This is a genomic window from Acidovorax sp. Leaf160 (assembly GCF_001424265.1).
Taxonomy (GTDB): domain Bacteria; phylum Pseudomonadota; class Gammaproteobacteria; order Burkholderiales; family Burkholderiaceae_C; genus Paracidovorax.
The window spans coordinates 77,122-94,838 of sequence record NZ_LMOV01000004.1 but is presented as its reverse complement, the minus strand read 5'-3'; the positions used below and the strand labels follow the sequence as shown (position 1 = coordinate 94,838).

Below are 17,717 nucleotides of genomic sequence, written 5' to 3'. Positions count from 1 at the left end.
CGATCGAACTTCAAGGCGCTGCGAGGAGAGATCATGGCAAGGAGGACGGCTCAGGTCTTGTCGGTGAACAAGGGAGTGGCAGGGTTTTGAGAGGTTCCCACATGGCACAGGCTGGCCGATGGCAAAAAAGTAGATTTCGGGCTTGTTGACTACACGTTTCCTGGAGTCCCCAAGACCATCGAAACCTTCACGGTCGTCGGCGACGATATCGTCCTAGCCATGCGTGATTGGATGGCAACCGAAAGCATCCTCTATCGGGTGACTAGCAGCGGCGTGGTAACACGTCTCACGGGCACTGCTACCGCCGCCACGCCGGGAGACTTTCTGAACGAGCCTTCGAAGTATCGACTGCCTACGGTGCAACATCTCAAATACGGTGTGGACGGTCACCTCTACATCGTGCTGCCGCAGGGCGTGCTGATCGCGCGCGACTTCAACTTCAAGTAGCCAAGCGCTCCGCCTGATGGAGAAACGCGCCGAAGGTCGGGGGTGTGGGAGTGAATGCACGGGCTACCTCCCGAATGATCTGGCATACGCTGCGTATGTGAATTAACATACGAACCGTATGCCAGATGCACTGCCCTCCGTCGCGACCCCCTTGAAGCCCCAGCGCCGCAAGCGCGCCGAGACGATGGCGGAGACGCGCGCCAGCCTGGTGGCCGCAGCACGCCGGGCGTTCGCAGAGCGCGGCTATGCCGCGACCTCCATGGACGATTTCACAGGGGAGGCCGGCTTCACCCGCGGCGCCCTCTATCACCACTTCGGCAGCAAGCAGGGCCTGCTCGCGGCGGTCATCGAGCAGATCGAGGCCGAGGTGGGCGAGCGGCTGCGCGCGGTGTCCGATGCGGCGCCGAGCCCGTGGGAAGGCTTGCGCCGCCGCTGCCGCACTTACCTGGAACTGGCGCTGGTGCCCGAGATCCGGCGGATCATCCTGCAGGATGCCCGCGCCGTCTTTGGCGACGTGCCGCAGGTCGCGCAGTCGGTCGCCATCGCGGCGCTGGAAGATGCGATCCAGGGTTTGGTGGCGGCAGGCACCGTGGCCCCCGTGCACGCGGGGGTGACGGCCCGGATGCTGTACGGCGCGGTGACCGAGGCGTCTTTCTGGATCGCCGAGCCCGACGGCGATCCGGCCGTGCGCCTGGCCCAGTCGCTCGATGGGCTCGACCGACTGCTGGGCGGGCTGCTGGCCCGCTGAGGGCGCCCGCATCGGCGCGGACCGCATTCCTTCACCTTTTTTTCTTCCCCCAGGAACACACCGCCATGCCGTTGCGCAATACCGCGACCCGCTTCGGGACGCTTGCAAAATTCTTCCACTGGACCAGCGCGGCGGCCTTCATCGGCGCCTACGCCGTGGTCTATTACGTGATCTGGTTCATGGACGACACGTCGGACGCCTCGCTGCCGGTGCTCAACATCCACTGGGTGCTGGGCCTGCTGGTCGGCTTCCTGGTGCTGCCGCGGCTGTTCTGGCGGCTGTGGGACACCCAGCCGCAGGACCCGCCCGGGCCGCCGCTGGAACACGCCCTGGCTCATGCCGCGCACTTGGGGCTGTACGGCCTGCTGATCGTGATGCCGCTCACCGGCTATATCGGCACCGGCGCACCGACCGACTTCGGCCTCTTCACCGTGACCGGCTTCAATGACACCGCCCTCTTCGGCTGGATCAGCCGCACCTGGGGAATGGACTGGGAAACGTTCGAGGCGCCTGTCGACGCCGTACACCACTTCATCGGCCAGTACGTGGCCTGGGCCGTGGTGTTGCTGCATGTGGCCGCAGCGCTCTACCACCACCGGGTGCGGCGCGACGACGTGCTGGTGCGCATGCTGCCCGGGCGGGATTGAGCGGTCGTCGGACCGCCGGGGATCCGTCCGCCGCATCCGCCGCATCCACCAGATGGCGCTCCGACACCGACTCGTTCATGGCCCAGCCATAGATCCAGTCCTAGACCCGGCCATAGGCCCGGCCAATCGACCGCAAATCCCGATTGCAACAAAATGAAATCCTCCGGTATAAATGTTGTGCCTCGTAGGGAGGCTTAACAAGGAGAAGATGTGATTTCAAAAAAAATGGGCGCTGCAGCGCTGTTGGCTTTTGCAGGTGTGGCTCAGGCGTTCGCGCCGCAGGCCGGAACCTGGGTGGTCAGTTCCGAACTGAATGGCGAGCCTGGCCGGGGCCTCAGCATCGACGTGCAGAGCAACACGTTCGTCATGCAGATGTACGCCTATGAAGCCTCGGGTCAGCCCACCTTCTATCTGGCCGTCGGCGACATGGTGAACGACACGGTCACCGCGCCGCTGAACCAGTACCGCAACGGCCGTTCCTTCGGCAGCGGCGCGCGTTCCGGCGTGCAGACCGGCAGCCCGGGCAACGTCACCGTGCGGTTCACCTCGGGCATCACCGGCTTCATCACGTTCCCAGGCGAGCGGGAAGTCGCCATCAGCCGCTTCAACTTCGGCTACGGCGCGGTTCAGGAAAGCCTGCGTGGCCTCTGGACGTTCAACTCCATGGGCTCCGAGGGGCTGCAGACCGATTTTGTCGAGCTGCGGGTTCCGCTGCGGCGCACCGATACCGGCAACGGCCTCATGGCGGACTCGGCGGGCCGCTTCGGCTGCGAGCACCAGGTGAGCGGCAGCCTGGCAGGCAGCGTGCTGTGCGTGAAGGTGAGCAGCGCGGGCACGCTGCTGCGCTCCTATCTGATGGTCTACAGCGTCAACGAGGGCGAGGGTTACTCGGTGGCGTCTTCGAGCAGCACGCAACAGATGCTGTCGGTGCGCCGAATCACCACGCCCGGCGGCAAGGGCACCGGGATCGTCTACAAGGATGCCGACGCAGAGCCTGGCAACCCGGCTGCGCTGCTGGACCACATCAGCTACCTGGCGCAGTTCGGGATCGTCCAGTAACGCACCCGTCCCCGGCCTCTTGGGGGCCGGTTGCGGGAGGGCCTCGCCGCCTGACTGCGCGGCAGGGCTTGCGGCGCAGGGCGGCGCCAGGCATGGTAGGGGCTGCTGCCCCGACCCGTCGTCGTCCGCGCCGCCTACCGAACCGCATGGCCTCTTCCATCGACCCACCCCGCACGCCCGCTGCGCCGGCCGCCCTGGCGCTGGCCGAAGCCGCGCTGCAGCGGCAGACCCTGTTGCTTGCGCAGCGTTCCGGCGGCGCAGGCCAAGGCGCGCAGGCGGGAGCCGCGGAGCCTGCCTTCACCGCGCTGCCGCAGGGCGCGCCGACACCGTCGGTGGCGACGGCTGCCGTGCCGCCCCCCTTGCCGGTGCCCGCGCAGGCCGACCGCGTCAGCCTGTCAGCGCAGGCACAGGGAAGCCTGCGGGATGAGGAGGCCCGGCAGGCGGGCCTGCCCGGGCAGCCCCGCAGCGGCATGACGATGACCGCTTCGGCCTTGCCTTCCATCACCATTGGCGACGCTGCCGCACGTGGATCGGGCGGATCGGCCGGCCGGCGTGCCGCGCCGTCGACCGGAGGGGCGGACCGCAGTTCCGTCACGCCGGGCGCCGCCGGCCTGCCAACCGCCGCTCTGCGTGGCGCCGGGTGGCCCACGGCGGGCGTCGCCGCGCCGGTGCGCCAGATGCTGGACGCACTGGTGCGTCAGCTGACCGCGACCGGCCCGGCGCAGCGGATCGTGGCCGCGCAGCCCTGGCCGGCAGGCCTGCCGGAGTGGCTGGCGGACGACCCTGCTGGCCTGCCGCCGCTGCGCACCTGGCTGGTGGGGCAGGGCGCGGTGCACACGGCAGAAGGCTCGCGGGCCTTTTCCCTGGCATTGCGCGTACCGGCCGCCTGGGCGGAATCCCAGGCCGCTACGCGGGCGCCTGCGGCCCCCGGGAACGATGCGCGCATGGCCGCAGCCCCCGGTAGCGGCAGCAGTGGCGGCGGCGCTGCTGCGGCCCCGCAGGGCGGGCTGACCGCAGCCTTCGCCGGCCGGCCCCAGGCGCTCACCTCGGGCCTGTATGCCCTGGTGCTGCAGTCGGCCGACGCTGCAGCAGGGCGCGGCAGTCCGAACGCCGCGACCAGCGCGCTGCTGTCGGTCGACTTCGCCCCCTGGCTCGCCAGCCAGGCCGCCACCGTCTACGGACGCGACCCGCGCCTGGCCGACCCCTGGCTGCAGATGGCCGCGCTGCAGGCCGGCGGCTGGCGCCCGCCCGAGGGCGACGACGACCCGGGCCGCCGCGCCGAAAACTGCGACGCCCCCGGCTGCCCCTATGCCGGCCGGGCGGCGTGCCTGCAGCCCTTCTGCCTCGCGATGCGCGTGGCGCCTGCGGGTGAAGTGCAGCGGCTGGAAAACCCGCCGACCCGCTCGCCTTGAATCCCAGCCCCGCCTTGCGGCATGCCGCAGGGTGTGGGCCAGAAAAAAACCGCCAGGCCTGGCAAGGCGCTGGCGGTCGATGCACCGGGCGAAGCCTGCGCGGCTTGCCTGGCGACCTGCGCCGCAGTGTCGATGGAGACATCGACACCGGCGGCGTCCACGGATCGGGAAATCAGGGAATCAGGGAATCATGGATACAGGCCGCGCATCTCCCGCGCGTGCAGGATGCGCTGGCAGGCCACGATGAAGGTGGCGGTGCGCAGCGTCACCTTGTGCTCCTGGGCAACGTGCCAGATGCCGGCGAAGGCCTCCTGCATGATGCGCACCAGGCGGGCGTTGATCTCGTCCTCGCTCCAGAAGAAGCTGGAGAAATCCTGCACCCACTCGAAGTAGCTCACGGTCACGCCGCCGGCGTTGGCGATCACGTCGGGCAGCACCAGCACGCCCTTGTCGGCCAGGATGTCGTCGGCCTCGGTGGTGGTGGGGCCGTTGGCGCCTTCGATCACCAGCTTGGCCTTGATCTGGCCCGCGTTGTCCTTGGTGATCTGGTTCTCCAGCGCGGCGGGGATGAGAATCTCGCACGGAACGCCCCAGAAGTCTTCCTTGGCCATGGCCTCGGCACCAGCGAAACCGCCCACGCCGCCGGTCTTCTTCACATGCTCCAGCAGCGCGGGCACGTCCATGCCGCCCTGGTTGAGGATGGTGCCGGTGTGGTCCTGCACGGCGACGACCTTGGCGCCCGCCTCGGCGAACAGCTTGCCCGCGATGCCGCCCACGTTGCCGAAGCCCTGCACGGCCACGCGCGCACCGTCGATGGGCAGGCCGGTGAGCTTGGCGGCTTCCACGCCCACGGTATAGACACCGCGGCCGGTGGCTTCCACGCGGCCGAGCGAGCCGCCCAGGTCCACCGGCTTGCCGGTGACCACGCCAGTGGCGGTGGCGCCCACGTTCATCGAGTACGTGTCCATCATCCAGGCCATGACCTGGCCGTTGGTGTTCACGTCAGGAGCGGGAATGTCCTTGGAGGGGCCGATCAGCAGGCCGATCTCGCTGGTGTAGCGGCGCGTCAGGCGCTCCAGCTCGCCGCGCGAGAGCTTCTTGGGATCGACGCGGATGCCGCCCTTGGCGCCGCCGTACGGCACGTTCACGGCGGCGTTCTTCACCGACATCCAGGCCGACAGGGCCATCACTTCGGACAGCGTCACGTCCTGGTGGAAACGCACGCCGCCCTTGCCGGGGCCGCGGCTCAGGTTGTGCTGCACCCGGTAGCCTTCGTAGTGGGCGATGGTGCCGTTGTCCAGTTCGATGGGCACGTCGACGATCAGGATGCGCTTCGGGCGCTTCAGCGTTTCCACCCAACGCGCCAGGCTGCCGAGGTACGGCGTGACGCGATCCACCTGCTGCAGGTAGTTGCCCCAGGGGCCGAGATGGTCGGCCTGAAGGTAGGAGGGCACGGGGTGTTGGTCCAGGGTGTCGGGGGTGTTCGACATGGGTTCCTTGCGGATCGGAGGTTGTGGTGGGAGGGACTGTATGCCTGCCGTTTCACCCTGTCCAAGGCCGGAGTGTTACAGGGTTATGCACCTGACGCATAACCCTGCGACTTCCCATCCGGCGGTCGGCCAGCCGGCCCAGCGCTGCAACTTGATAGCACCGAGTGATGGCGGGGCGGGCGTTCGTGGCCTGCTGCAGGCGACTTGCCAGCGGCTCTCCGTCCTCAGACCGGCAGCCCCTTGGCGCGCAGCGCGGCGTCGAATCGTTCCGGGTCTGACGTGCCGGCGAGGTTGGCAGCGCGGATGCTCGCTTCCTTTTCCAGGTGGAGCCGGGCGCGCTGCAGTACCAGTGCTGCATCGGCAGCAGGAATCGCGATCACCCCGTCGGCGTCGCCCAGCACCAGATCGCCTGGCAGCACGGACAGGCCCGCGCAGGCCACGGGCACATTGATCTCGCCCGGCCCTTCCTTTGCAGGCCCGCGGTGCGTGTGGCCACGCGCGAACACGGGCAGGCCACCCTCGGCCCATTCCAGACGGTCGCGCAGGGCGCCGTCGATCACCAGTCCACCGAGCTGCTTGACCAGGCAGGTCGTGCGCATCAGCCCTCCCATCAACGCCTGGGTCACGTCGCCGCCGCCGTCGATGACCAGCACGTCGCCCGGCTGCACCAGCATCAGCGCCTTGTGGATCATCAGGTTGTCGCCCGGGCGCACACGCACGGTGACAGCCGGCCCGCACAGCACGGCACCCAGGTCTTCGTGATAGCCATGCAGTCCGGTGGCGCCCACGCTGCGGCCCATGCAGTCCCCGGCGACGGCGACCGGGATGGTTCTGAAAGCCGCGATCAGCTCGTCCGGCAGGCGGGGTGCCCTGGGGCCGATGCGGTAGCCGGGCGGCCAGTCACCCGTCGAGGCGCCGGGCGCAGTGGGGGCGATGGAGGCAGAGGAGGCGATGGATCGGGTCGTCATGGCATGGCTCGGCAAGAGGATAGGGAAAGGACCTGTGGGTTGACGCAGCAGGCAGGATCGATGCGGCCCTGGGTCAATGCGGCCAGCACCGTGCGCGCCGCGCCGCTGGCCATCGCATCCAGCGCGGCAGGCGTGGAGCCGCCCACGTGCGGAGACAGCACGACCTGCGGCAGCGACAGCAGCGGGCTGTGCGCAGGCAAGGGTTCGGTGGCCATCGTGTCCAGCCCGGCGGCGAACAGGTGGCCGCTTTGCAACGCAGCGATCAGGGCGGGCTCGTCCACCACCTCGCCGCGGGCGGTGTTGATGAGCACGGCGCCCCTGGGCATGCGGCCGATGCGTTCCGCATGCATCAACCCGCGCGTGGCCGCGTTCAAGGGCACATGCAGGCTCAGCACATCGGCTGCCCGTACCACGTCGTCGATCGCCGCAAGCAGGTGCACGCCCTCGAGTCCGGCAGGCAGGGTGCGCCGAGCCGGGTCGAAGGCGACGACCGGCATGCCCAGCGCCAGTGCCACGCGCGCCACACGCTGGCCTACGTCTCCCAGGCCCACCAGACCCAGCGTGCGCCCCTGCAGCTGCAGGCCGTCCTGCGCGCGCGACCAGCGGCCCGCACGCAACTCGCCATCCATCCAGGCGATGCGGCGCGCCGCGGCAAAGATCAGCCCCCACGTCAGCTCCGCAACCGACTGCGCGTTGGCACCGGGCGTCACGCACACCGGAATGCCCAGCGCACTGGCGGCCGCCACATCGATATTGCTCACCCCCACGCCATGCTTGCAGACGACGCGCAGCGTGGGGCAGGAGCCCAGCTGCGCGGCCGTGAGCATGGCGGTGCGGGAGATGATGGCATCGACCGCCACGGTCGCCAGCAGGCGGGTGAGATCGGCATCGCCAGCCTCGCCATCCGCGGACAGGTACAGCACGTGGCAGCCAGCATCGGCCAGCAGTGCGGCGCCCGAAGGCGCCAGCGCTGGCGCGGTCACCAGCACCGTGAAGGCACGCGTCGGGGTGGAATGAGAGGCGCCGTCCATCATTCGATCTGGATCTTCGCCTGGCGCACCAGGTCGCCCCAGGTGCGGTGCTGCTCGCGCACCAGCGCGGCGAACTGCTGCATGCTCTGCCCGGCTGCCGGCGTGCTGCCCTCTGCAGCGAACTTGGCCAGTACCTCTGGCTGCGTGATGACGCGGTTCACCTCCGCATGCACGCGCTCCAGAATGGCGGGAGGCACGCCGACCGGCGCCACCACGCCCGACCAGGTCTGCGCGTCGAAGCCGGGGAAGCCGGACTCGGCCATGGTGGGCACGTCGGCCAGCGTCTTCAGCCGCGCGGGTGAGGTGACCGCCAGCGCCCGCAGGCTGCCACCCTGGATCGGCCCGAGCACGGCCACGGTGTTGCCGATGAAAAAGTCCACATGCCCGGCACGCAGGTCGTTCACCGCCGGGCCGGCACCCTTGTACGGCACGTTCACCAAGCGCACGCCCGCGCGGCGCTCGATCAGCTCGATAGTCAGGTGCGCCACCGTTCCATTGCCGGCGAAAGCCACACGGGGCGGCTCGCTGCCCGCCTTCGCCGCGGCCAGCAACGCGGCCAGCGTGCGGTGGGGCGAATCGGCCTTGACGGTCACCACCATCGGCTGCGACGCGACGAGGGCCACCGGCACCAGGTCCTTCAGCGGGTCGAACGGCATCCTGGCGTAGAGCGATGGGTTGATGGCCAGGTTGGCCGTCTGACCGATGCCCAGCGTATAGCCGTCGGGCGCCGAGCGGGCCACCGCGTCCAGCCCGATGTTGCCCGCAGCGCCCGCGCGGTTGTCCACCACCACGGTCCAGCCGGCGGTGATGTTCAGACGGTCGGCCACCAGGCGCCCCAGGAAGTCGGCACTGCCGCCCGGAGGAAAGGGAACGATCAGGCGGATGGGGCGCTGCGGCCAGGCGCCCGTTGCGGCAGGCTGCGCCCATGCGGGCCACGGTGTGGCGGCGCTGGCGCCCAGCAGGGCGGCAGATGCGCCGAGAAAGGCGCGGCGTTGGATGGCCATGGCGGTTGTCTCCGTTGGTGGTTGGTTGTGCGGCGCATTCTGGAAGGGCGATTCATTCCCGTCCATTGGATAAGATTCATGCACCCATTCTTTTTGGTGATGAATCCCATGGCCGTGAACCTGCGCGATCTGAGCTACTTCGAGGTAGTGGCAGAACTGGGCCATCTGGGCCAGGCGGCCGATCGCCTGGGCCGCACGCAACCGGCCCTCACCAAATCCATCCAGCGGCTGGAAGCGGCCTTCGGCGCGCCGCTGTTCGAACGCGCCGGGCGAGGCATTCGCCTGACGGCCGTGGGGGAGGTGCTGCAGGCGCGCGCCCGTGTGCTGCGCAGTGCCAGTGACGAGGCCCTGCGCGAGGTGACCGATTTCGCCCAGGGCAACGCGGGCCACGTGCGCATCGGCAGCGGCCCCATCGCCGCCGACCGGGTGCTGCCCGCGCTCTGCCAGCTGCTGCTGCAGGAAGCGCCGCGCACCACCATCGACATCGCCGTGGGACCGAGCATGGAGCTGCGCCAGCGCCTCGCCGAAGGCGGCATCGATTTGCTGATTGGCCTAGTGCCCCTGTCCGACACCCATTTCGAGACGCACCCCATTTTTGAGGACGCGGTCGTGGTGGCGAGCCACCCCGGCCACCCGGTGTTCGCCTTGCCGGAGGTGACGCTGGCCGCGTTGCTGGACTACCCCTGGGCTCTGCCGGCGGCGGGCATTCCGAGCCGCCAGTGGCTGGAGGCGGTGTTCCAGGCGCACGGCCTGGCCGCCCCCCGCGTGCAAGTCAGCGCCAACTCGATTCCCTTGCTTCCGGCGCTGATTGCGCGCACGGGGCTGCTGAGCTTCGTGTCACGCCGCACGCTGGCGGAAGCCCGCCACGGTGCGCTGCGCGAGGTGCCGCTTGCTGCCACCACGCTGATTCGCACACTGGGGGTCACCCACCGCCGGGGAGGCTACCTCTCGCCTGCCGCGCGGCGATTGGTGACGCTGCTGCGGTCGCGTGGCGAGGCGCTGATCGCAGAGGGCTGTTCGTGACGCCCCCGTATCCACCATCCGGCCTCTGCCATCCGCCATCCGCTGCTGCCCACGCAGTGGCGCATGACGCGGAGCCGGCCGTCTCAGAACTTCAACCCCTTGAGCAACTGCGTGCCCGCGCCGATAGGGTCCTGCCGCAGCCGGGTTTCCTCGCGCCCGACGTAGGTGAAGATGCCGTCGGCCGTCTTGCCGGCCACGTAGTCGGTCAGCCGCGCCTCGTCGAAGCCCAGGGCCGAGAGCTGCGCCGTTTTTTGCAGCACGCCGCTGCCCTGCAGCGCGCTGCGCACCAGCGGCTGCAGCTGGGCGGCGATCTGCGGGCCGGTGCTCTTGCGCAGATAGTCGGTGGCGCCGGTGGCGCCGCCCCGGGCGATGTCGATGGCATCGTTCAGGGTGGCGCAGTCGATGGCGGCGCGGAAGATGGGCTTGGCTTGCGCGGCGGCCTGTTCGGCGGCGCGGTTCAGGGCGGCGTCGAGGTTGGCCGACAGGCCCGACTGCTGGGCCAGTTCCAGCAGCTTGCCGACGTTCTTGTGGCCGGCGGCGGGCAGGGCGATGCGGATGGCGGCGTCGGACGAAAAGGCGCCGGGCTGCGCCAGCTTGTCGAGTGCGGCGTCGGACGCCTGGCCCAGCAGCGGCTTGATGCCGAAGCTGGGCAGTTGCGCCGCCGCCGGTAGGGCGAGCGCGGCGCAGGCGACGATGGCGACGGCGGGCAGCGAGAGGGCACGCGGAAAAAAGGGCATGGCGGAGGCTCCTCGGAACAGGGACAGGGGCAGGCCTGCCATTCTGCGCCGCGCGGGCGTGGCCGCCCCGCGGCAGGGCCGTGCGCCGCGGCAGGGCGTTACCGCCGCGCCCCGGGGCGACGCCGGTGCCGGGCCGCTGCGCCCTCACTCCACCTTGAAATCCGCCAGTGCCGGGTCACCGTCGGGGTAGCGCAGGCCCAGGTTGTCCAGCACCGCGTGCAGCACGGTGGCGATCATCAGGTTGCGGTGGGTCTTGGAGTTGGCGGGCACGATGGTCCAGGGCGCCCAGGGCGTGTGCGTGGCGGCCAGCAGCGTCTGGTAGGCGCGCTGGTAGCCGTCCCACTGCTTGCGTGCGGCGATGTCGCCCATCTCGAACTTCCAGTGCTTGGCGGGGTCGTCCAGCCGCGCCTGCAGGCGCTCGCGCTGCTCGTCCTTGCCGATGTGCAGCATGAACTTGAGGATGATGGTGCCGGTCTCGGCCAGCATGCGTTCGAAGTCGTTGATGTGCGCCAGCCGCTGGGCGTGCTGCTGCGGGGTGATCCATTCCTGCACCACGGGCACCAGCACGTCTTCGTAGTGGCTGCGGTTGAAGACCACCATCTCGCCGGCCGCCGGCATCTGCGCGTGGATGCGCCAGAGGTAGTCGTGCGCGCGCTCGACCTCGGTGGGCGCCTTCCAGCCGACCACGCGCACGCCCAGCGGGCTGGTGCGGCCGAACACACCGCGCACCGTGCCGTCCTTGCCGGAGGTGTCGGTGCCCTGCAGCAGCACCAGCAGCTTGAAGCGCCGGTCGGCGTAGAACAGGTTCTGCAGGCCGTCGAGCGCATCCGCCAGGTCCAGCACCGCCGCCTTGTCGCCGGCCTTGGCGCCCTGCGAGAAGGGCTTGGCGGAGGGGTCGAAGGCGGAGAGGTCGAAGTCGCCGTCCACCGCGCCCGGGCGGCCCGGCTGCCAGTCGCGCCAGCGCTGCGCCAGGGCGTCATCGGGCAGCGCGAACGCGGGGAACAGCTGGGGGGAAGGCGACGGGGAAGGCGACGGTGAGGAGGCGGAAGCGGCTTTTTTCATGCCGGCCATTGTGGCGCGGGCCGGGGGCGATGCGCTGTCGGCGCGGGCCGGCAGCGGTAGCGCCACGGACGCGGCCACATGCTATTAGATATATAGCACACGACCCTTTGATGGCGGGCGCAAGCGGGTGATTTCGCCCCAACCGCCCGCCCGCCCGTCTGTCCGCCCGTACGTCAGAAGCTGTACTGCAGCCCCGCCACCACCTGCCGGCCCAGGCCCGGCATGACGGTGAGTGCGCCCCAGGACGAAGCGGCGTAGTGCTTGTCGAACAGGTTGTGCACGTCCAGCGTGAGCCGCGTGCGCGGGTCGATCTGCCAATAGGCCGTGAGGCGGGCGGTGGTGTAGGCCGGCAGGCGGTAGGTGTCGGTGGCCGTGGCGGTGCGCTCGCCCACATGCACCAGGCCCCCGCCCACACCGTAGCGGCCGCCGGAGGCGAGGCGGTCTTCCCGGATGGCGAAGACGCCGCCGCTCACGCGGGGAATGCCCAGCAGGCGCCTGCCCAGCAGCGCGGGGTTGTTGTCGCGCAGCACTTCGGTGTCCGTGTAGGCGGCATTGGCCGTCAGGCGCCAGTGCGCGTCCAGCTTGCCGGACACGTCGGCCTCGATGCCGCGGCTGCGCACCTCGCCGGCCGCCACGCTGAAGTTGGCGTTGTTCGGGTCGCGCGTGAGCACGTTGGTCTTGCGGATGTCGAACACCGCCGTCGATGCGCTCAGGCGCTGGTCGGCCGACTGCCACTTGGCGCCCGCTTCCAGCGCCTTGCCTTCGGTGGGCGCGAAGGCGTTGCCGGCCGCGTCGCCGCCGGCGTTGGGACGGAACGAGCGGCCGTAGGAGACGTAGACCGAGGTGTCGGGCGTGAAGAGATAGCTCAGCCCCACGCGCGGCGAGGTGGACGAGTGCTGCTGCGAGGTGTTCGTCCGCGCCAGGCGGTCGTCCAGGCTTTGGTGGAAGCGGTCGAAGCGCACCCCGGCCAGCAGCTTCCAGCGCTCGGTCAGATCGATCTGGTCCTGCAGGAACAGGCCCGTTGCGCGCTGGTGGTCCACCGTGTCGAAGAGCGGCGCGAGCGGCGCCGTGCGGCCCACGCCATAGGTGGGCTGATAGACGTCGATGGCGTAGGGCGCGGTGGCCGGGTTGGAATAGATGCCGTACTGGCCGGCGAAGAGCCGCCACGACTCCACCCCCGCCAGCAGCGTGTGGCGCAGGCTGCCGGTGGTGACCTTGCCTTCCACCTCGGCCTGCAGCGACACGTCGCGCGAAGGCAGGGTGCGCCAGCTGTCGCGCCGGCGCAGCGTGCGGTTGTCGGCCAGCAGGGTGCTGTTGAGGTCGATCGCGTCGCCGTAGAACTCGGTTTCACGGTACGACGCGCCCAGGCGGGTGCGCCAGCCCTGGCCCAGATCGTGGTCCAGCGTGAGCTGGTGCGTGTCGCCCGTCACATGCAGCTTGCCGCGGTTGGGTTCCCCCAGGAAGCGGTCGCCGGGCAGCGCCAGGGCGTTGCCGCCGATCTGGATGGTGCCGCGGTCCAGCGGCGTGCGGATGCGGATGAATTCCGCCTCGTACTGCAGCACGGTGTCGGCGTTCAGCGTCCAGGCGAACGACGGGGCGACCACGTACTTGTGGCTGTCCACCAGACTGGTGCGGCTGGCGCCGTCCTCGGCGGCCACGTTCAGGCGGTACGCCAGGTTCTGGGTGATGGGGCCGGTGGTGTCCAGCGTGGCGCGGCGCATGCCCAGCGTGCCGATCTCCAGGCCGGCCTTGTGCGCGGCGGTGAACTGCGGCTTCTTGGTGACGATGTTGAGCGTGCCGCCGGGCTCGCTGCTGCCGTAGAGCGCGGCCGCCGGGCCCTTGAGGAACTCGACCCGCTCCACTGTGGCCATGTCGCGCATGGGGCCGTAGCCGCGGCCCGAGGCGAAGCCGTTGAGCAGCGAGCCGCCGTCGGTGTTGCTGAAGCCGCGGATGGCGTAGTTGTCCCAGGTGCCGCCGAAGTCGTTCAGGCGGGTGACGCCGCTCACGTAGTCCACCGTGTCGGCCAGCCGGTTGGCGCCCAGGTCCTCGATCAGCTGGCGGGACACCACGCGCACGGCCTGCGGCGTTTCGATCAGGGGCGTGTCGGTGCGGGTGGCGGCGGTGTTGCGCTGCGCGCCCTGGTAGCTGCCGGCATCGGTGGCGTCCTGCACCCGCACTTCCTGCAGGGTGGCGGTGGCCGCGTCGGCGGCGGGTTCTGCGGCCTGGGCGGCCAGGGCGGCCCAGCCGGCGCAGAGCACGAACGCGGCCTGCGCGGTGTGGGTGAAGGAAACGCAGGGCGTGCGCGCGGCCTGGGGGGCGCGGAAAGCGGAGAGGACGGACATGGACGTATGCGCAGCGGCGCAAGGCGCCTGCGCGTGGCAGAGGGTTGGAGTGGTGGAAGGTGAGGGAACGGACGGGGCGGAATTGTAAGTTGCAAATGAGAAATACTCGCATTGCCTGATGCAGGAAAACCACAGTCCCTGCGCCCATCCCCGCACGCGCCCCGGGACGCGCCCTGGCCCGCGCCCCGGGGGCCGCCGGCGGCACCGCAGCGCCGACCCGCTCGTCAGCCGTTGCCGGCCACGCGCCCCATCAGCTCGACGAAGCGCCGCGCGCCCAGCCCCTGCGGCCGCTCCTTGGACCACACCACGTCCACCCACAGCGCCACGCCGTTGCTGAGGTTGGTGAACGGCATCTCGACCAGCGTGCCGGCCTGGATGCGCGGCTCCACCAGCGCGCGGGGCTGCCAGCCCCAGCCCAGGCCGGCCTCGATGAGACCGAGCGCGGCCAGGTGGTTGTCGGTGCGCCAGTGGTGGCGCGCGAAGACGAAGCGCGGGTCGGTCTGCGCCAGGTCGCGGCTGGCCACCACGATCTGGCGGGTGGTCGTCAGGTGCACCTCGCTCAACGCCGTGCCGCCCGCCGCCTGCATCACCGGGTGCTGCGGGGCGATGACGGCCACCAGCGTCTCGCTGCCCACTTCGTGGAAGCCTTCGCGGCCGTCGATGCTGGGGCGCTCGAACACCAGCGCCAGCTGGGCGCGGCCCGCGTGCAGCAGGGCCACGGCGTCGGCCTGCGGTGCGGCCAGCACCTCGACCTGCAGCAGGGGATGGTCGGCAGCCAGCGCGGCCAGCGGCCCCGTCCAGTGCCCGGCCAGCAGCTCGGGTGCGATGGCAATGGTCAGGCGCTCTTCCAGGCCCTGCGTCAGGGCCAGCGCCTGCGCGTTGAGCTGCAGCAGCTGCCCCGCCAGGAGCCGGGCCTGGGGCTCCAGCGCCCGGGCGGCGGGCGTGGGGCGCGGCTCGCGGCCGGCGCGGTCGAAGAGCTGCACGGCGAGTTCGGCCTCCAGGTGCGCGATGGTCATGCTCACGGCCGAGGGCACGCGCGACAACGCCCGCGCGGCGGCGGAAAACGAGCCGTGGTCGAGCACCGCCAGAAAGACGTGCACGTTGTCGGAAGAGAAAGCCATGGGGTCCGTCTATCAGAAAAACTGAAACAAGCTGACTTTATATGTCAGCCGCAGACACATACAGTGCGCCCCATGGCTGTTCCTTCTGCATCCTCCTCCCCTGTGTCCCCTCCTGCCGCGCCCGGCCTGCAGGGCGTTCGCCGCCGCGTGGTCTACGTCGCGCTGTACGAGGCCATCGCCATCGCCGTGGCGACCCTCGGGCTGTCGGTGTTCACCGGCCAGAGCGCCGGGCATGCGGGCGTGGTGTCGGTGATGGCGTCGGCCATCGCCATCGTCTGGAACGTGGCCTTCAACTGGGCATTCGAGCGCTGGGAGTCGCGCCAGGCATCGCGCCATCGCACCGTGGGCCGCCGGGTGGTCCATGCCATCGGCTTCGAGGGCGGCCTGGCCTGCGTTCTGGTGCCGGTGCTGGCCTGGTGGTTCGGCGTCAGCCTGTGGCAGGCGTTGCTGATGGACCTCGGCCTCCTGGTGTTTTTCCTGGTCTACACCTTCGTCTTCAACTGGGGCTTCGACCGTGTGTTCGGCCTGCCCGCATCGGCGCTGGCCGCGCCCGAGGGCGCGACGCCCGCCGCCGCCTGACCGCGCTGCCGAAGCGGGCCGGCCGGTCGCCGGCCGGCCGTTCGTTCCTTCTTTCCTTCTCTCTTCTTTCTTCCGCTCAGGCGCCCGCAGCGGCGCCGAAGCGGAAGCTGGAGGCGGTGACGCCGCCATACACCCCCACCTCGTGATACACGCAGTCGGCGCGCTCGCCCTCGGCTGCGCCGGCCGCCACCATCAGCGGAATCAGATGGTCTTCGCGCGGATGGGCGAGCCGCGCGGCGGGCGCGCCGGCCCACTCCAGCAGGCGGGCGGGGCGCTCGGAGGGGGCCGCATGCACCAGCGCGTCCTGCAGCCACTGGTCGAACGCGGCCGAGGGCGCGCGCCCCGCGTCGCCAAAGCGGCGCAGGTTGTGATAGCTGAGCCCGCTGCCCAGGATCAGCACGCCTTCGCTGCGCAGCGGGGCGAGGGCGCGGCCCAGCGCCAGGTGCAGGGCCGGGTCCAGCCCGCGCTGCAGCGATACCTGCAGCACCGGCACATCGGCTTCGGGATAGATCACCTCCAGCGGCGAGAAGGTGCCATGGTCGAAGCCGCGCTCGGCGTCCAGCCGCGTGGGCAGGCCGGCGGCGGCGATCAGCGCGGCCACCCGGTCGGCCAGCGCGGGCGCGCCCGGCGCGGCGTAGCGCACCTCGTAGGTGTGGGGCGGAAAGCCGGAGTAGTCGTACACCATGGGCGGCTGCGGGTGCGCCATGACCGCGAAGACGTCGTCTTCCCAATGGCCCGAGATGACCAGCACGGCGCGCGGGCGCTGCCCGATCTGGCGGGGAATGTCCTGCAGCGACAACTCCAGCGCATGCAGGCTGCGGCGCATTTCCGGCACGTAGGGCCAGGGCCCGCCGCCGTGCGAGATGAAGTAGGTGGGCAACGGCGCCGAAGCAGCGGAAGACGCCGGGAGGGTGGTCGCGGAGGGGGACGGTGCGTTCACGGGAGGGCTCCAGCAGATGCCGCAGGGTGCAGCGGGTTGTCGGAAGGGTTGCCTCCAATTTAAGGTTTCCCGCGCGGGAAATCGATGACGGTAGAGTGATGGCAATGTTTCCCATGCAGGCAACCATGACCGCACCCGAGATCGATCTGACCAGCATGCGCGTGTTCCATGCGATCGTCGAAGCCGGCAGCTTCGCCGCCGCTGCCGACCGGCTGGGCATGGCCCCGCCCATGGTCAGCAAGCACATGGCGCGGCTGGAGCGCGCGCTGGGCGCGCGTTTGCTGCACCGCACCAGCCGCAGCATGCGCCTGACCGAGGCAGGAACCGCCTTCCACGAGCAAAGCCGGCAGGCGCTGGAGCTGCTGGATGCCGCCACCGTCTCGGTCGGCCAGGGCCAGCAGCAGCCCCAGGGCGAGCTGCGCATCAGCGCGCCGGTGTGGTGCGCCACGCCGCGCTTCGCCGCCTTGCTGGCGGACTACCGGCGCGCCTGCCCCGCGGTGCGACTCGACCTGCACCTGGACAACCACATGGTGGACCTGGTGTCCGGCGGGTTCGACGTGGCGCTGCGCATGACTGCCGAGCCGGCGCCGCAGCTCATCGCGCGGCCGCTCTGCGCCATGGCGTTCCACTGGGTCGCGGTGCCCGGGCTGCTGCAGGGCCTGCCCGCCGCCGGCATCCCGGGCGGCACCGCGGCCCCTGCGGTGCCTGCTGCCTCTGCGGCGGCCTCTGCTGCTGCTGCACCGCCGCCCCTGCCGGTCATCCTGCCCAACTACGTGTCGCCAGACCGGCTGACCGCCGGGCTGCAGCAGGCGCTCGGCCGGCGCATCGAGGCGGTGATGCAGTCGAGCGACACCACGCTCAGCTACCACGCCGCGCAGGCGGGCATCGGCGCGGCCTTCATGCCTGCCTGGCTGGTGGAGGACGACCTGGCCCACGGCCGGCTGCTGCGCCTGCCGGTGGATACCGGCGGCGCCCGCACGCTGCACGCGGTGTACGCCAGCCGGCGCCAGATGCCGCTGAAGCTGCGCAGCTTCATCGACTTCCTGGCGCAGCGGCTGGCAGCGTGACCGCTGCGGGATGGCGCGCTGGAGCCTAAGCGCGCGGCCA

Annotated in this window: 16 protein-coding genes; 7 read left to right on the top strand and 9 right to left on the bottom strand. The window is 70.4% G+C overall.

Annotated features, from left to right (window positions below; translation table 11 throughout):
* Positions 1-631 precede the first annotated feature (631 nt).
* The 4 genes from ASF94_RS04120 to ASF94_RS04105 all read left to right on the top strand — a co-directional run bounded on the left by ASF94_RS04120 (position 632) and on the right by ASF94_RS04105 (position 4,313).
* Positions 632-1,195 carry a TetR/AcrR family transcriptional regulator gene (locus ASF94_RS04120; protein ID WP_200933014.1) on the top strand — a complete coding sequence of 188 codons (564 nt, stop codon included), beginning with the start codon at positions 632-634 and terminating at the stop codon, positions 1,193-1,195.
* A 65-nt stretch (positions 1,196-1,260) separates the two neighbouring features.
* Positions 1,261-1,842: a cytochrome b gene (locus ASF94_RS04115; protein WP_056661958.1), complete on the top strand. Its 582-nt coding sequence runs from the start codon at positions 1,261-1,263 to the stop codon at positions 1,840-1,842.
* Positions 1,843-2,052: 210 nt separating this feature from the next.
* On the top strand, positions 2,053-2,901 hold the full coding sequence (locus tag ASF94_RS04110) for a hypothetical protein (RefSeq protein WP_235505256.1): 849 nt from the start codon (positions 2,053-2,055) through the stop codon (positions 2,899-2,901).
* A 146-nt stretch (positions 2,902-3,047) separates the two neighbouring features.
* Positions 3,048-4,313: a hypothetical protein gene (locus tag ASF94_RS04105; protein ID WP_056661955.1), complete on the top strand. Its 1,266-nt coding sequence runs from the start codon at positions 3,048-3,050 to the stop codon at positions 4,311-4,313.
* 188 nt (positions 4,314-4,501) lie between these two features.
* On the opposite strand, the gene ASF94_RS04100 is transcribed toward ASF94_RS04105, so the two are convergent.
* From ASF94_RS04100 to ASF94_RS04085, 4 genes are all read right to left on the bottom strand, one after another.
* Positions 4,502-5,803: a Glu/Leu/Phe/Val dehydrogenase gene (locus tag ASF94_RS04100; protein ID WP_056661951.1), complete on the bottom strand. Its 1,302-nt coding sequence runs from the start codon at positions 5,801-5,803 to the stop codon at positions 4,502-4,504.
* Positions 5,804-6,027: 224 nt separating this feature from the next.
* Entirely contained in the window at positions 6,028-6,771 is a 744-nt protein-coding gene (locus ASF94_RS04095; RefSeq protein ID WP_082492973.1) for an RraA family protein, read from the bottom strand.
* A complete protein-coding gene (locus ASF94_RS04090; protein WP_056661947.1) occupies positions 6,768-7,802 on the bottom strand; it encodes a hydroxyacid dehydrogenase in 1,035 nt (344 codons plus the stop codon). The genes ASF94_RS04095 and ASF94_RS04090 overlap by 4 nt, the downstream gene beginning before the upstream one ends.
* Complete coding sequence (locus ASF94_RS04085) at positions 7,802-8,806, bottom strand: tripartite tricarboxylate transporter substrate binding protein (RefSeq protein WP_056661944.1); 1,005 nt, start codon at positions 8,804-8,806, stop codon at positions 7,802-7,804. Before ASF94_RS04085 ends, ASF94_RS04090 begins: the two co-directional genes overlap by 1 nt.
* A 78-nt stretch (positions 8,807-8,884) precedes the next feature.
* Here ASF94_RS04085 and ASF94_RS04080 point away from each other — a divergent pair, with 78 nt between their 5' ends.
* Positions 8,885-9,829, top strand: a complete 945-nt coding sequence (locus ASF94_RS04080) for a LysR family transcriptional regulator (protein WP_235505255.1) — start codon at positions 8,885-8,887, stop codon at positions 9,827-9,829.
* A gap of 83 nt (positions 9,830-9,912) precedes the next feature.
* Here the strand turns inward: ASF94_RS04080 and ASF94_RS04075 are convergent, their stop codons facing one another.
* From ASF94_RS04075 to ASF94_RS04060, 4 genes are all read right to left on the bottom strand, one after another.
* A complete protein-coding gene (locus tag ASF94_RS04075; RefSeq protein WP_056661940.1) occupies positions 9,913-10,566 on the bottom strand; it encodes a DUF4197 domain-containing protein in 654 nt (217 codons plus the stop codon).
* Between the two features lie 144 nt (positions 10,567-10,710).
* Complete coding sequence (locus ASF94_RS04070; RefSeq protein WP_082492975.1) at positions 10,711-11,628, bottom strand: PPK2 family polyphosphate kinase; 918 nt, start codon at positions 11,626-11,628, stop codon at positions 10,711-10,713.
* A 173-nt stretch (positions 11,629-11,801) separates the two neighbouring features.
* A complete protein-coding gene (locus ASF94_RS04065; protein WP_082492971.1) occupies positions 11,802-13,970 on the bottom strand; it encodes a TonB-dependent siderophore receptor in 2,169 nt (722 codons plus the stop codon).
* Between the two features lie 224 nt (positions 13,971-14,194).
* Positions 14,195-15,091, bottom strand: coding sequence for a LysR family transcriptional regulator (locus tag ASF94_RS04060; protein WP_056661938.1), 897 nt, complete (start codon positions 15,089-15,091; stop codon positions 14,195-14,197).
* A gap of 72 nt (positions 15,092-15,163) precedes the next feature.
* Between ASF94_RS04060 and ASF94_RS04055 the strand changes: the two genes are divergently transcribed.
* The gene (locus ASF94_RS04055; protein WP_156382419.1) at positions 15,164-15,670 is read left to right on the top strand and encodes a PACE efflux transporter; all 507 of its coding nucleotides are present in this window, start codon (positions 15,164-15,166) and stop codon (positions 15,668-15,670) included.
* 76 nt (positions 15,671-15,746) lie between these two features.
* Here the strand turns inward: ASF94_RS04055 and ASF94_RS04050 are convergent, their stop codons facing one another.
* The gene (locus ASF94_RS04050) at positions 15,747-16,610 is read right to left on the bottom strand and encodes a class III extradiol ring-cleavage dioxygenase (RefSeq protein ID WP_056661935.1); all 864 of its coding nucleotides are present in this window, start codon (positions 16,608-16,610) and stop codon (positions 15,747-15,749) included.
* Between the two features lie 125 nt (positions 16,611-16,735).
* Between ASF94_RS04050 and ASF94_RS04045 the strand changes: the two genes are divergently transcribed.
* The gene (locus ASF94_RS04045; RefSeq protein WP_235505254.1) at positions 16,736-17,677 is read left to right on the top strand and encodes a LysR family transcriptional regulator; all 942 of its coding nucleotides are present in this window, start codon (positions 16,736-16,738) and stop codon (positions 17,675-17,677) included.
* The last annotated feature ends 40 nt before the right edge of the window (positions 17,678-17,717 follow it).

Bases quoted from the DNA above. Each gene is read 5' to 3' on its own strand.
- ASF94_RS04120 (WP_200933014.1), top strand. From the start codon at position 632: ATGGCGGAGACGCGCGCCAGCCTGGTGGCCGCAGCACGCCGGGCGTTC.
- ASF94_RS04115 (WP_056661958.1), top strand. From the start codon at position 1,261: ATGCCGTTGCGCAATACCGCGACCCGCTTCGGGACGCTTGCAAAATTC.
- ASF94_RS04105 (WP_056661955.1), top strand. From the start codon at position 3,048: ATGGCCTCTTCCATCGACCCACCCCGCACGCCCGCTGCGCCGGCCGCC.
- ASF94_RS04100 (WP_056661951.1), bottom strand. From the start codon at position 5,803: ATGTCGAACACCCCCGACACCCTGGACCAACACCCCGTGCCCTCCTAC.
- ASF94_RS04095 (WP_082492973.1), bottom strand. From the start codon at position 6,771: ATGACGACCCGATCCATCGCCTCCTCTGCCTCCATCGCCCCCACTGCG.
- ASF94_RS04090 (WP_056661947.1), bottom strand. From the start codon at position 7,802: ATGGACGGCGCCTCTCATTCCACCCCGACGCGTGCCTTCACGGTGCTG.
- ASF94_RS04085 (WP_056661944.1), bottom strand. From the start codon at position 8,806: ATGGCCATCCAACGCCGCGCCTTTCTCGGCGCATCTGCCGCCCTGCTG.
- ASF94_RS04080 (WP_235505255.1), top strand. From the start codon at position 8,885: ATGCACCCATTCTTTTTGGTGATGAATCCCATGGCCGTGAACCTGCGC.
- ASF94_RS04075 (WP_056661940.1), bottom strand. From the start codon at position 10,566: ATGCCCTTTTTTCCGCGTGCCCTCTCGCTGCCCGCCGTCGCCATCGTC.
- ASF94_RS04070 (WP_082492975.1), bottom strand. From the start codon at position 11,628: ATGAAAAAAGCCGCTTCCGCCTCCTCACCGTCGCCTTCCCCGTCGCCT.
- ASF94_RS04065 (WP_082492971.1), bottom strand. From the start codon at position 13,970: ATGTCCGTCCTCTCCGCTTTCCGCGCCCCCCAGGCCGCGCGCACGCCC.
- ASF94_RS04060 (WP_056661938.1), bottom strand. From the start codon at position 15,091: ATGGCTTTCTCTTCCGACAACGTGCACGTCTTTCTGGCGGTGCTCGAC.
- ASF94_RS04055 (WP_156382419.1), top strand. From the start codon at position 15,164: ATGGCTGTTCCTTCTGCATCCTCCTCCCCTGTGTCCCCTCCTGCCGCG.
- ASF94_RS04045 (WP_235505254.1), top strand. From the start codon at position 16,736: ATGACCGCACCCGAGATCGATCTGACCAGCATGCGCGTGTTCCATGCG.